Source organism: Nitrobacter sp. 62-23, from assembly GCF_001897285.1.
In the GTDB taxonomy this organism is placed as follows: domain Bacteria; phylum Pseudomonadota; class Alphaproteobacteria; order Rhizobiales; family Xanthobacteraceae; genus Nitrobacter.
Window position 1 is genome coordinate 1 of record NZ_MKSM01000138.1, and the last position, 13,978, is coordinate 13,978.

The window sequence follows — 13,978 nt, forward strand, 5'->3', positions numbered from 1 at the left end:
TAAACCTGCTTCGCCATCCAAGCCCCCAGATCATGGAAAGCTTGAATCACATAGCCCCGCTCGTGGGAATCCTTATTGAGTACGGACCCTAGTGGTCCTTTGATTCTAACATTTGCAGGAACTCCCTGCCGCAACGGGATGCAAATGTTAGAATCGGACCACTAGATCAACCGTATCCGCTGCAATTCGGTGACCTCGGCGCGCTCGGCCGCCGCGCCGTCGGCAAAACCGCGCACCCGCTGCTCGCAGCGCCAGGCGTCGTCTTCGCGGCAGATCGAAAACAGGTTGTAGGCGGCGGCCGGATAGTGCCGGTATGCCGTTGCGGACGCCGACGGCACGCCGATAGCGGGCACGCGGCCGTGCGGTCCCTCGAACCACATGGTGGAATGAATATGATCGTGTCCGTGCAGGACCAGATCGACGCGATGCCGCTTGATGAGCGCCAGCAGCGCGTCCGCATCGGTCAGCCGCTTGTACGAGGCTTTTGAAGACAGCGGATGATGGATCAGCAGCACGCGAAAGTTCGGATCATCCGCGATCTGTGAAAAACCCTGCTCCAGCATATCGAGCTGGCTCGGCCCCAGCCGGCCGGTGGCCATGAACGGCCCTGTCGGCACCGCAGATGACACGCCGATCAGCGTTAGCGGCCCTCGGCGGCGCAGGAACGGAAACGAAAACGGCGCGCCTGCGCGGGCGCTGTCGCCGTGCATATATTCGGCCCATTGGGCGGTCTGTTTTGTCGTCACGCGAACATAGGCGTCGTGGTTGCCGGGCACGAGGGTGACGTCGGCGGGAGCGCCGACGCTCTCGAGCCATGCGCGCGCCTGGGTGAATTCGCCCGGCAGCGCGAGATTGACGAGGTCGCCGGTGATCGCGATATGGCCGGGCGATTGCGCCTTGATATCGGCGACCAGTGCGTCGGCAATGTCACGCCGATGAATCTTATGGCGGTAGCGTTTCCAGTTCACATAGCCGAGCACGCGCTTGCCCGCGAGTTCATATAGCCGCGGCTGAGGCAGCGGCGCCAGATGAGGGTCGGAGAGGTGTGCAAGCGTGAATGCGGTCATCATGACTACTGCTATCGAACCGACAAACGTCGTGGTTTTTCTTGTCGCATGATCTCTCCGGAAAACCGGTGCCCACTTTTCCGGATCATGCGCTAGTGGTCCAATTCTAACATTTGCATCCCGTTGCGGCAGGGAGTTCCTGCAAATGTTAGAATCAAAGGACCACTAGCAACTATCAGGTTTCTAGTGGAGTTTTGAATTTGACATTCGCCTGACACGTTCGCTGCAAAGTGGGTAGCGAATGTCAAATTCATTCCACTAGTGTGGTTTAGGTTCAGAAGTTCGCTTGACGGACTTGATTGAGCACTGAAGCGAACTTCTGAACCACCACACTATGCGCTGCCGATCAGGATGCCGGCGAGAAACACCAGCGCGCCGCCGACTGCGATCTGGAACGTCGCTTGCAACAATGGCGTATCCATGAAGCGGTGGCGTATCCAGGAGATGACGCCGAGTTCGACGATCACGACAGCGATCGCCAGCACTGTTGCCACGTAGAAATCCGGAATCAGATAGGGCAGGGTATGGCCGAGGCCACCGACCGCCGTCATCAACCCGCAGACGCCGCCGCGAATCCACGGCGAGCCGCGGCCGCTTAAGCTGCCGTCGTCCGACAGCGCTTCGGCGAATCCCATGGAGATGCCGGCGCCGACGGAAGCCGCCAGACCCACCAGAAAGGTCTCGAATGGCTCGCGGGTGGCGAAGGCCGCCGCGAACAGCGGCGCCAGCGTCGAGACCGAGCCGTCCATGAGCCCGACGAGGCCTGGCTGCACATACTGCAAAATGAACGCTCGGCGCTCGCTATCGGATTCGCCGGCCTTGGTCTCCTCCGTCAGGTGTTTCGCGATGAGCTGCCCGGCCAGCGAATCGTGCCTGTCTTCCTCCTCGGCCAGCCCGATCAGCAACTCGCGGATCGATGCATCGCGCGTGGTTTCCGCAGCCTTGCGATAGAACCGCGCCGCCTCCTTCTCCATGCCGAGGACATACTTACGCACATCCTCCAGGTGCAGCGGCCGCGTCAGCCATAGCGGCTTTCGCTTGATGAAGCCCTTGACGTCATGGCGGCGGATCAACGGCAGGTAGTCGCCGAATTTTTCGCGGTAGAGATCGAACAGCCTGCCGCGATGGCGAATCTCTTCCTCCGCCATGCCGGAGAGAACGGCGGCCGAGGCGGGAAACGGCTCGGCCAACCCTTCGGCGAATCCGTGGTAAATGCGGCTGTCCTCCTCCTCGTTGGAGATGGCGAGCGCCAGGATCTCGCGTTCTGTCAAATCCGCAAACTGCTTCACTACTGCCTCGTGCCCCGGAATGTTCCAAGGTTTTGGCAAGAGGACCGCTTTGATGCAAGGATCATGAGAATACGAATTGCCGCGAATCGCTGCGGCGGAGAGGCGCGCGGGTCATGATTGTCGGGGGGGAGCGTCGCGGTTTGGAGCGCGCGCTGCGGCGAGTGTTTCACCTGTATTGGCGGTTTGCCCGCGGCATGACGCTGGGCGTGCGCGGCGTGGTGCTCGACGGCGAAAACCGGGTGTTTCTGGTCCGCCACAGCTATGTGTCCGGCTGGCATCTGCCGGGCGGCGGCGTCGAGGTCGGCGAGGTGTTTCGCACGGCGTTGCAACGCGAACTGATGGAGGAGGGTCGAATCGAGATATCGGGCGAGCCCGTGTTGCACGGCATTTTCCTCAATAGCCACGTCTCGCCGCGCGACCATGTCGCGGTCTACATCGTCAGGGACTTTCGGCAGGATCGCAAACCGGAGCCAAACCGTGAGATCGTCGATTGCGGCTTTTTCGCCCCCGATTCCCTGCCGGCGGAGACCACGGTCGGTACGCGGCTGCGGATTGCTGAAGTCCTTGATCAGGCGCCGCCGACGCTGACCTGGCGTCGGTGACCGGGTCAGTCACCATATCGGCGGCGGGCGATGGACCGCGCCCGTGGCAGGTGCTATCCGCCTCTCCCATGTCCGATCTGTCCCTCACCATCCTGACCGAGACCGTCAACGACGCGCAGGCCATCGAGCGTCTGCACGAACGCACCTTTGGCCCCGGCCGTTTCGTGCTCAGCGCGTACCGGCTGCGCGAGCATGTCGATCACCTGCTTGAGTTGTCCTTGACCGCCCGCATCGGCACGCTGCTGGTCGGCTCGGTCCGGCTGTTGCCGGTCTGCATCGGCGACACGCCGGCGCTGCTGCTCGGCCCGTTGACGGTCGAGCCGCCGTTCCGCGGTCGCGGGATCGGCCGCGCGCTGCTTGATCGCGCGCTGGGCGAGGCGAAAACAAAAGGACATCGTCTCGTGGTTCTGGTCGGCGACGAGCCCTATTACGGCCGCGTCGGCTTCAAGGTAATTCCGAAAGGGCAGGTCGATATGCCGGGCCCGGTCGATCGGGCGCGGCTGTTGGTGTGTGAACTCGTCCCCGGCGCGTTCGAGGGCGTGTCCGGCATGATCCGGCCGGACTGGACGTTCGCGCGGAAGACGCCGACGGCAAGTTGAGGTTGATACCCTTTGCCGCGTCTGCTGTTTGTTGCTGTCGTCATGCCCGTGCGTGTCACTGGCATCCACGTCTTTAGCTAACTTCAGCAGAAACGAAAAAGACGGGCGCGCGCGCCTGGATGGCCGGAATAAATCCGGCCATGACAGGACGAACTCAATACGTCACGTTCGCGAACAGCCGCACGTTCAGCCCGGGCAGTAATACCTCGTCCTTGTTGTAGGCGACGGCGTTGCGCATCTGCTCGTTCAGCAGATTGTCGCCGACGAGACCGACGGTCACCTTCTGCGCCCCCCACCAGTCGTTTTTGGCGAGAATGGTCGTATAGCTGACCTCGGCGCGGAGCCGATTGTAGCCGGGGGTCGGCGTCTCCACGCCGCTGACGTCATTCTGCGCGAAGGCGTGGAGCAGGTTGACGCGAGCCAGCCAGTTGGCGTCGTGATAGTAGACGCCTCCGCCGAGACGCTGCGGCGGAATTCGCGGCACGTTGGAGCCGTCCGTAAAGGTCGCGCGAACAATATCGTACTGCCCCTCGATGCCGAACAGGCCGGCCCACGCCGGCAGGACATCGTATTGAAACTGGAATTCGCCGCCGCGGAAAACGGCGTCGGTCTGGGAATAGACGGCCTGGTTCAGTTCCAGACCCGGCCCGGCTGCGCAAGTCGTCTCCTCGCAGGTGTTGCCGGTCAGGCGCCGGTAGATGAAGCCATTGAACCGTGTGTAGTAGCCGGTCAGTTCAAAGCGCAGCGGTCCGGCCGCACGGCGCAATCCTGCCTCGATCGACTTCGCGGTCTCGATGCCGAGGTTCGGATTGCCGATGTCGAAGGTTTCCGTCGCATCATGCGCGCCGCGCGAGAACAGTTCGGCCGGCTTTGGCGCGCGCTGGACGTATTGCCCGGTCAGGCTGGCCACGAGATTCCAGGGCAGATCATGGATCAGGCCGATGCTGGCGCTTGCCGGCGTGAAGTTCAGCGCGCGCGGCATTGCGGCGCCGATCGCACCGGGGTCGGTGGTGAGATCGAACAGTTCGGGGATGACGCTGGGGGTCGAGCCGCTGAGGTTCACGTGTTCGATCCGGCCAGCGATCTGAGCCCTGGTTGTCTCGCTGAATTTGAACTCGTTGAAGATGTAGCCGGCAAGCTTTGCGTTGCTGTTTGGATCCCACAGGCCGTTGAGCGGGCTGCCCGGATCGTCAGGACTCGGCGCGGTCAGGTCCTGATGCGACGCCTGCACGCCGATCGCGGTTGTCAGGGCGGCGAAGCGCAGGTCGAACGGAGCGAGTTGCACTTCCATCCGGCCTTCCTGCTCCTTGTTGGTGAAGGTCTGGCGTACGCCGTCGCTGGACGGATCGGCCGCATCGGCAAGCCCGAGTTCGTTGTGGCTGTAGTCGGTCGCGCCGATCCAGAAGCGGATGGCATCGACCGCCGCTGCGTCGGGGCGATATTCGCCTTTTGCGGTGAACTTGGTCTGGTGTGCGTCGATCCGGGTGCCGACCTCTTCGCCCTCGCGGCCCGGAATATGGTACAGGCTGTTGTTCTGGGTGATCGCCGCGCCGACGAACCCGCCGTCGAACAGGTACGAGCCGCCGACCGAGCCTCCGTTCGAGGCGGTCGAGGAGTTCTTCTGCACGCCGCCGGGGATCGCATAGTCATCGGTCCGCCGCGCGAAGGCATCGGCGTGAATCGCGACGTTGTTGCCGCCCGCATCGAGCAGCACCGCGCCTTCGCGACCCTGGTCCACGCTGGACAACGCGCCCCGGGTCTCAAAGTTTGCGCAGCCGGAGGGCGTCGACAATTGCGGCGCCTTGACGTCGTAGCCATAGGTCTGCGTCGTCAGCGGCGGCGCGCACGGCGTGGTTTCGGGAATGCGGTTGTTGCTGGCGCTGACGACGCCGCCGATCGCTGTCGAGCCGTAGCGCAGCGTGGCGGGGCCGCGGATCACCTCGACCTGATTGGTCGAAAGCGGATCGATCGGCACGAAATGGTCCTCGCCGAGATCGGATGCGCCGTTGCTTCCGACGCCGTTTTCCACGATTCCGACGCGATTGACGTCGAGTCCGCGAATGATGGGCCGGCTCGATGCGCCAGGTGCGAAGGAGGAGCCGGTGATGCCCGGCTTGTTGTTGAGCAGGTCGCCGAGCGTGGCGGCTCCGTTGCGCCGGATCTCGTCATTGGGGACCACAGTCACGGTGGCGAACTGATCGGTCACGATAGGCAACGTGCCCGGCAGATCAGCGGGAGGCGAGGCCGGCGGCGCAGCGGCAGCTTCCTCGGTTTGTCGCGCGGTGGATGGAGGCGTTGTCCTGCCGCGGCGGACCGTGTGCGTGGGTTTGGTCCGTGAAGGCCGCGCGCGGTGCACGATGGGGCTGGGCGCGTTGACCACGATCCCGGGCAGGGCGGTTTGAGCCGAGGCTTGATCGGGGATCGCCATGGCAAGGGCTGGAAGCGACGCCGCGCCGAGGCGCGCGATCGCCAGAAAACGACCGGAAGAAAATGACATCTGTTTGGTCCTGACGTGGCCGATTGACCCGTGGCGGGGCTGGCGGCCGTCGAAATCGATGGCGAAACTCCTCGGCAGCGGCCGCGCCAACGCGCGGGCGTCGCCGAGTGATCGATGTCAGGAGGCGGGAGGTGCGCGCGGCTGTGAAACGACGTGCCGCGGCTTGATGTGGTTGAACTCGGCGTCAGTGGTCAGATAGAGAAAATGATACGCCTCGGGCAGCAGCAAAACCGCAGGCTCGGTGAACAGCACCGTGCTTGTGAGCGCCATGACGGCGCAAATGGCGCAGGTGTCGCTGTCCTGATGGTGGCCTGTCGCGGGCCCGGCCGGACTCTCGGCCGATGCCCCGGCGGGATTCGCGACGGCGGCTTTGGTCGTGAGAGGCGTGGATGCGCCGCTTGGCTGCATCGCGACCGCCGGTGACGCGAGCGCGGCAGTGCCGTGATGATGTCCGAACGACAGCACCAACTGGATCGCAAGCGCGAGCAGCGCGAGCCGCGATCCATGTTTGATGTTCGACCGGAACCACTTCATGCAGTGACAAGCCCCCCCGCCGCGGAGGTTCGTCCTCGGCGCGCCCAAGATGTTATAATGTAACATCGCCTCATTGGACCGCGGATGTCAACCGGAGTTTGCCGCGCCGAGGCCGGGCGACATCATTGACCGGGAAGTGTGGGATCGCGGTCACGGTCGTCGGGGCCTTTCGGGCGAGCGGACCGGTTTCGCGGGTCGCGTCACATCAAGCCGGTTGCGCCGGGGTCAGCGCCCTTCGCGCAGCCAGGTCGCGGCGAAGGCGCCGAGCAGCATCAACAGGCCGATCAGTCCGGTGAACACCGGCAGCACGCCGACGCCGCGCACCATGCTGGCGTCACGCATCCGTACGCCCATCCAGCCGTCGCCGCGAAACACGCTCGAGGCGTGCACAGGAACGATGCGCGGAATGTCGACGCCCGAACCATCCGCGATCCGCCGGACATCGCCGCCGCTGGCCTGCGCCAGTGGCTTGAGCTCTTCGACAGTCGAGGTCACCTCGGAGAATTCCTTCGGATTGACCGGACCGACATTGACCAGCGCGTTCAGCGTCCCGTCGGTGGCCTGCCACAATCCGAGTTCGTCCGCCGTTAATGTCGCCTGCCACAGGCCGGGCTCGCCGGCGCTCAGCGTCAGTTCGCGTTTCTTGCCGGACGGCGACGTCACGACGACCGGCGTGACGCTGTCGGCCATGGTCTGGCGTTGCACGACGAGGTCCTTGCCATGGACTTCGAGCCGCAGTGCCTCTTCGTCGAGGTCTGGCTGCTTCATCAGCCAGTGGGCAGTCCGCCGCAGCAGGTCAAGATATGGACCGCCGCCCTCATAGCCGCGCGCCCACAGCCAGATGTGATCCGACAACAGCAGCGCGACGCGTCCTTCGTCATAGCGCGACAGCAACAATAGCGGCTTGCCGTCCGCGCCGGTCATCACCGGCGGCACCGAAACGTTGCGGGTATCGACCTCGCGGAAAAACCGGCTCCAGTGCGGCGGATCGTTCGCGGATCCTTCGAGGGCGCGGGTGACCGGATGGCGCTTGCCGGCATCGCTCAGCCGTGCGTGGAACGGCTTTTCGGTGACGCCGACGGGCTCGGCGGGCAGCACCGTATCCAGCGGCGTCCGCCAAATGCTGGTGTTCGAGGCGTAATCGGGACCGGCCGAGACCAGCACAGCGCCGCCTGCGCGCACGTAACGTGCGATGTTGTCGAAATAGGCGGTCGGCAGCACGCCCTGGCGCGCATAGCGGTCGAAGATGATCAACTGGAATTCGTTGATCTTCTGCTGGAACAGCTCGCGCGTCGGAAATGCGATCAACGACAGCTCGTTGATCGGCGTGCCGTCCTGCTTCTCGGGCGGACGCAGGATCGTGAAGTGGACCAGATCGACGCTGGGGTCCGACTTGAGCAGGTTGCGCCAGGTGCGCTCGCCGGAATGCGGCTCGCCCGATACCAGCAGCACGCGCAGCTTGTCGCGGACGCCGTCGATCGGCACCACGGCTCGGTTATTGATCGGCGTCAGTTCGTTCTCAAGCGGCGAGGCCTCGATCTCGACGATGTTCTGTCCGGCGTGTTTGATGGCGACATCGACATTGACGGTCTGTCCGCTCAGAACGGTGCGCTCGCTGACGACCTCGCCGTCGCGGCGCACGACCACTTTCGCGCGCTCGCCGCTGACGCCCTGATCGTCGAGGCGGTAGGTGATGGTCTGGCTCTGGCCGACGATGCCGAAGCGCGGCGCCGCCACGATCGCGACACGGCGATCGCGCTCATCCTTGCGGCCGGTGATCAGGGCGTGGACCGGCGCCTTGAACCCCAGCGCGGCGACGTTGTCCGGAATATCGTGAACGCGCCCGTCGGTGATCAGGAACGCGCCGGCGACGCGATCGGTCGGCACGTCCGACAGCGTGGAGGACAGCGCCGAGAACAGCTTGGTGCCGTCGGTCTCGCCGTCCGCCTGGCCCGCATCGACGACCCGGACCTCGAGTCCCTTGATCTGTTTGAGGCGGTCGACCAGCGCCTCGCGCGCTCTCGCGGTCTGGTCGGTGCGGTCGCCGAAATCCTGGCTCGGGCTCTTGTCGACGATGACGGCGGCCACCGACGACAGCGGTTCGCGCTCCTCGCGGGTGAATGACGGATTGGCGAGTGCGAGCAGGATCAGCGCCAGCGCGGCCACGCGTACCGCAGCGCCCCGCGCGCGCGCGATCACGAGCAGCACCGCGATCACGATGATCGCGGCGAGCGCGGCCCACAGCACGATCACGGGAACCAGCGGGGTGAAGGCGACGCCGTAGGTCATATGGCTTGCCTCTCAACCGGCATGACGGCTGAATGTGATGGCGACTGCATAGCTATTGCCCCAGCCGTTCGATCAGCGCCGGCGCATGGACCTGGTCGGCCTTGTAGTTGCCGGTCAGCGTGTACATCACGATGTTCACGCCCGCGCGAAAGGCGAATTCGCGTTGCCGCGGTTCGCCCGGCGAGAGCGGCAGCATCGGCTGGCCGTCCGGACGCATCGCCCATGCGCCCGCGAGATCGTTCGAGGTGATGATGATCGGCGAGACGCCGTCGCCGCCACGGGCTGGCCGCGATGCAGCGTCGTCGTCCTCGTCGCGCGGCAGCGCCTCCACCCAGGTCTGGCCGGTGGTGAAGCGGCCGGGAAAGTCGTGCAGCAGATAGAACGTCTTGGCCAGCACATGCTCGTGCGGCACCGGCTCGAGTTCGGGGATGTCGAGTGATGAAAGAATGGTGCGCAGTTCCTGCATCCCCGGCGTTTGCGATTCGCCCTCGCCCGGCAGCGCATCGATCGCGTCGCGGGTATCGAACAGAACCGTTCCGCCCTGCTTCATGTAAGCGTCGATCTTGTTGAGGGCGCTTTGCGACGGCTTCGGCGCGCCCGTCACCACCGGCCAGTAGATCAGCGGGAAGAACGCCAGTTCGTCGCGCGCCGGGTCGATGCCGACCGGATCGCCGGCTTCCAGCGCCGTGCGTTGCGCGAGGAACAAAGTAAGTCCGCTCATCCCGGCCTTGACGATGGTGTCGACGTCGGCATTGCCGGTCACGACATAGGCCAGCCGTGTTTGGGAGGTGGCCTTCATCGCGAATTCGTCCTTCGCGCTGTCGGCGCGCGCGGGCGAAGGCATCATTGCGATCGTCGGCAGCGCCAGAGCGAGCAACAGCGCGGCAGGGGCGGCGCGGCGACGCAGCAGCATGGCGAGGCCACCGCCAAGCAGCGCAACGATCACGGCGTCGACCAGAAACAGTGCAAGCGCCGACGACAGCAGGATGCCGCGGATGTCGTGCGGTTCGGCATTGGTGAAACTCGCCCGGCGCGCGGTCAGTGTCGAGGTGTCCAGCGGCACGATCCGATCGGTGGCCGCCAGCGTATTGACCGCGATCGGGCCATCGGCGGGTCCGTAGAATCCGGGGGGATGTTCGATGGTGCCGCGGCCGCGGTAGCTGACCGGCAGGGGTTTGGCGGTAGCTGGCGGCGGCGTGAAAGCGCCGAAGCCGTCGAGCGTCCGCAGCGGCGCGACTGTTTCAGCCTTCGTGTCGGTGTCGGTCTTGCCGGTGTTCGCCGTATAGCCGGAGGCATCGACGATCCGCCGCAGCATCTCGACGAAGGTGCCCGACATCGGCAGGTCGGACCAGCGCATGTCGGAGCTGACGTGGAACAGCGCCAGCAGGCCCCTGCCGCGGCGTTCGCCGGTCACGAGCGGCGTTCCGTCGATCAGCGACGCCCAGCTCTTCGCCGCCAGCGCCGCATCCGGTTCGGCCAGCACCTGCCGGCTGACGGTGACGTCGTTCGGCACCGCGAGGCCCGCGAACGGCCCGTCCGCTGCGAAAGCGGCGAGATGCTGCGGCTTTTCCCACGTCATGCTGCCGCCGAGGCTGCGGCCGCCGTGGCGCAATTTCACCGGCACCAGATCGTCGTCGGCCTGCGCCAGCCGCGGCCCCGCGAATCGCACCAGCACGCCGCCGCGCTCAAGCCAGCCGTCGATGCGCTGGCGCAGCTCCGGCGACAGCGCGCCGACGTCGGCCATGACGATCATCGGCAGCTTCTGATCGAGGAACTGGGTGACGACCTGCTGCGGGGCGCCCTTGTCGCCGAGCCGCACATCGGCGAACGGCCCCAGCGCGCGCGTCAAATAGAACGTCGAGGCGAGCAGCGGCTGCGACGTATCCGCGCTCGATCCGCTGACCACGCCGATGGCGCGGCGGCGCCAGCGCTTGTCCAGCAATTGCACAGCGCCCGCGGAGCGTTCGCCGGCGATCTCCAGCCGCGCGATGTCGTTGCGCAATTCCAGCGGCAGGTCAAACGCGGCTTCGGTCTCGCGGTCCTGCGGCGGAAACGCGAAGCGCGTCTCGCCGATCGGCGAGCCCTTCTGGTCGAGTGCCCGGACGACGCCGGCTTGCGGACCATTTACGGCGCTGCGCAAGACCTTCACCGTCATTCGGGCGGCGGCATTTTCCGCTGCGACCAGCGCATGCGCCGGCGGCGCGCCGCCCTCGACAATGGTGAGGGAACGGTCGCCGATCGCTTTGCGAAGACCGTCGACGAATTCCGCCCCGCGTCCGCTGTCGATTCCATCGGACAGCCAGACGACGTTGCTGTCGCCGGTTGCCTTCAGGAAGCGTTCGAGCGCCGGCAGCGTCTCGACGCGCTCGACGGCGAAGGGTTTCGGTGCGAGCTGGCGCAGCGCCACGCGCGCGGTGCCGGCCGGCATCAGCGTGATGTCATGCGTCGGTTCTGATAAGGGAACGATGGCGACGCCGCGCTGGTCGCGGTCGGCCTCGGTGATCAGTTCGTCCGCCGCCCTGATCCGCGTTTCCCAGCTCGATGCCGCGCTCCAGCCATCGTCGAGCAGGATCGTCAAGGGCGCGCTCGAGCCTGTCGCGCCGGCCTTGGGATTCCACACCGGTCCGGCCGCCGCGAAGATCACCAGCGCCGCCGCCGCAAGCCGCAACGCCGTCAGCCACCACGGCGTGCGCGAGGGTGTCTCTTCCTTCGCGGCGATGTCGAACAAGAGCCGCGTCGGCGGAAAATCGACCCGTCGCGGTCGCGGCGGCATCACCCGCAACAGCCACCACAGCAGCGGCAGGCTGAGCAGGCCGAGCAGCATCAGCGGCTGAAGGAACGACAGCGGAAACGCCGACATCATGCCATGTGCCCCGCTTTGACGGAGCCCACCATACCGCTCTTGCTGGCCGTCATGCCGGCATGGAGGAACAGCAGCAATTCGGCGGCGGAGCGGTCGGTTCTGTGGGTCGAAAACAGCCAGCCAAGCGCGTCGGTTTCCTCGCGGATCTGGTCACGATGCAGCGCGACGCGCGCGACGTAGTCGTGGGCCCATCGCTCGGCGCGGCCCGCGGTGATGACACGCCCGTCTTCGGGTTCGACGAACTCGACGCGGCCCGAATAGGGGAACGTCTCTTCGGCGGGATCGACCACCTGCAGCAGCGTGCCATGCGCGCCGGAGGCTGACAGTCCGGCGAGCATGGTCTGGATATCTGCGATCGGCGACCAGAAGTCGGACAGCATCACGATCTCCGATCGCGCCGGCGGCACGAATGATGGCGGCAGGCTGGCGCGCGCGAGGTCGTCGTGCAGCATCGCCTGCGCCATCCTGTCGATGACGTTGCGGCTCGCGGTCGGATTCATCAAGCCGGGAACGCCGACCCGCTCGCCGCCGGCCACCAGCAGTTCGGCCAGCGCGAAGGTCACGATCAGGGCACGTTCGAGCTTGCTGTCGCGCGCGCCTCGGGAGGCAAAGGCCATCGAGGCCGAGCGGTCCGGCCAGAGCCACACGGTATGTGCAGCCTCCCATTCGCGCTCGCGGACATAGAGATGATCGTCGCGCGCGGAGCGCCGCCAGTCGACATTCTGCGACGGTTCGCCGGACACGAAGCGGCGATACTGCCAGAAGTTTTCGCCAGAGCCCGCGCGACGGCGGCCGTGCAGGCCGTGAATCACGTTGGCGGCGATACGGCGGGCTTCCAGCACGAGACGCGGCAGCGACGCCGCCAGCGTGCGGCTTTCACCGTCGGCACGTCTGACTGCTTCGATTTCCTGCCTGACATGGTCGGCGGCTGCGACCATCAACCGATCCGCGTTTTCAGTTGTCCGATCACGTCGGAAATGGTGCGGCCCTCTGCGCGGGCCGAGAACGTCAGCGCCATGCGATGTTTCAGCACCGGTTCGGCGAGGTCGAGCACGTCGTCGATCGAGGGCGCAAGACGTCCGTCGAGCAGCGCGCGGGCGCGCACCGCGAGCATCAGCGACTGGCTGGCCCGCGGGCCCGGTCCCCAGGCGATCAGTTTTCCGGCGTCGCCGCTTTCAGGTCCGGGGCGCGCCGAGCGCACCAGCGACAGGATCGCTTCGACCACGCTGTCGCCGACCGGCAGCCGCCGCACCAGCCGTTGCGCGGCGAGGACGACATCGGCGCTCATCGCGGCCTTCGCCAGTGTTTCCTCGGCGCCGGTGGTCTCGAACAGGATGCGCCGTTCCGCGTCGCGATCCGGGTAGTCGACATCGATCTCCATCAGGAAACGGTCGAGCTGCGCTTCCGGCAGCGGATAGGTTCCTTCCTGCTCCAGCGGATTTTGCGTCGCCAGCACGTGAAAGGGTTTCGGCAGGTCGTGACGCGCGCCGGCGACGGTGATGTGCTGCTCCTGCATTGCCTGCAACAGCGCCGATTGCGTGCGCGGGCTGGCGCGGTTGATTTCATCCGCCATCAGAAGCTGCGCGAACACCGGTCCGGCGATGAAGCGGAACGAGCGCTTGCCCGCGCTGCTCTCGTCCAGCACCTCGGCGCCGAGGATGTCGGAGGGCATCAGATCCGGCGTGAACTGAACCCGCTTGGCATCTAACCCGAGCGTGAGGCCGAGCGTCTCCACGAGCTTGGTCTTGGCAAGACCAGGGACGCCGATCAGGAGCGCGTGGCCACCGGACAGGATGGTTACCAATGTGTTTTCGACAACACGGTCCTGACCGAAGATCACGGTGGAAATCGCGTCGCGCGCCGCACGGATCTGCTCCGCGACCTGCTCGGCCGAGCGGACGATCACGTCTTCCAGCTTCTCGACGCCCTTGTCAGCTTCCACAGCCATCCGTCACTCCTTGCGCGAGGCCACGCCGTTTGCGTCGTCATATCCGTCAAACATATGCGAGCGCCGTGTATTCCGAGAATTAAACTCTTGCCACACAATACCGGATATTCGAGCCATCGGATCACGAAGTGGCGAGTATCTCGCTGGTTCCGGAGTTGAGCCGCGGTCGTGCCCGATTTTCCAGGTTGGCCGCTGCGAATGCGGCTTGGCGAAGGTCAGATCCACTTCACTGGCCACTTTATGATGCCGGTACGGTTCGGGTTCAGAACTTCGCTTGACCGCCGGGCATG

10 protein-coding genes are annotated in these 13,978 nt (G+C 65.4%); 2 read left to right on the forward strand and 8 right to left on the reverse strand.

Annotated features, from left to right (window positions below; genetic code table 11):
- Positions 1 to 161: 161 nt before the first annotated feature.
- Both BGO16_RS17140 and mbfA read right to left on the reverse strand, forming a co-directional pair.
- Positions 162 to 1,067: a metallophosphoesterase gene (locus BGO16_RS17140; RefSeq protein ID WP_292620418.1), complete on the reverse strand. Its 906-nt coding sequence runs from the start codon at positions 1,065 to 1,067 to the stop codon at positions 162 to 164.
- 332 nt (positions 1,068 to 1,399) lie between these two features.
- Positions 1,400 to 2,356 carry an iron exporter MbfA gene (gene mbfA, locus BGO16_RS17145; protein ID WP_292620317.1) on the reverse strand — a complete coding sequence of 319 codons (957 nt, stop codon included), beginning with the start codon at positions 2,354 to 2,356 and terminating at the stop codon, positions 1,400 to 1,402.
- Between the two features lie 113 nt (positions 2,357 to 2,469).
- On the opposite strand from mbfA, the gene BGO16_RS17150 reads away from it, so the two are divergent.
- On the forward strand, positions 2,470 to 2,958 hold the full coding sequence (locus tag BGO16_RS17150) for an NUDIX domain-containing protein (protein ID WP_292620319.1): 489 nt from the start codon (positions 2,470 to 2,472) through the stop codon (positions 2,956 to 2,958).
- A gap of 68 nt (positions 2,959 to 3,026) precedes the next feature.
- A complete protein-coding gene (locus tag BGO16_RS17155; protein WP_292620321.1) occupies positions 3,027 to 3,557 on the forward strand; it encodes an N-acetyltransferase in 531 nt (176 codons plus the stop codon).
- 154 nt (positions 3,558 to 3,711) lie between these two features.
- On the opposite strand, the gene BGO16_RS17160 is transcribed toward BGO16_RS17155, so the two are convergent.
- The 6 genes from BGO16_RS17160 to BGO16_RS17185 form a co-directional block, all read right to left on the reverse strand.
- Positions 3,712 to 6,054: a TonB-dependent receptor gene (locus BGO16_RS17160; RefSeq protein WP_292620323.1), complete on the reverse strand. Its 2,343-nt coding sequence runs from the start codon at positions 6,052 to 6,054 to the stop codon at positions 3,712 to 3,714.
- Between the two features lie 117 nt (positions 6,055 to 6,171).
- On the reverse strand, positions 6,172 to 6,588 hold the full coding sequence (locus BGO16_RS17165) for a DUF2946 family protein (RefSeq protein WP_292620324.1): 417 nt from the start codon (positions 6,586 to 6,588) through the stop codon (positions 6,172 to 6,174).
- Between the two features lie 225 nt (positions 6,589 to 6,813).
- Positions 6,814 to 8,877 (reverse strand): hypothetical protein, encoded by a 2,064-nt coding sequence (locus BGO16_RS17170; RefSeq protein ID WP_292620326.1) that lies wholly within the window; start codon positions 8,875 to 8,877, stop codon positions 6,814 to 6,816.
- A gap of 52 nt (positions 8,878 to 8,929) precedes the next feature.
- Entirely contained in the window at positions 8,930 to 11,737 is a 2,808-nt protein-coding gene (locus BGO16_RS17175; protein ID WP_292620419.1) for a DUF4159 domain-containing protein, read from the reverse strand.
- Positions 11,737 to 12,678 carry a DUF58 domain-containing protein gene (locus tag BGO16_RS17180; protein WP_292620328.1) on the reverse strand — a complete coding sequence of 314 codons (942 nt, stop codon included), beginning with the start codon at positions 12,676 to 12,678 and terminating at the stop codon, positions 11,737 to 11,739. The genes BGO16_RS17175 and BGO16_RS17180 overlap by 1 nt, the downstream gene beginning before the upstream one ends.
- Positions 12,678 to 13,688 carry a MoxR family ATPase gene (locus BGO16_RS17185; protein ID WP_292620330.1) on the reverse strand — a complete coding sequence of 337 codons (1,011 nt, stop codon included), beginning with the start codon at positions 13,686 to 13,688 and terminating at the stop codon, positions 12,678 to 12,680. Before BGO16_RS17185 ends, BGO16_RS17180 begins: the two co-directional genes overlap by 1 nt.
- Positions 13,689 to 13,978: the final 290 nt, after the last annotated feature.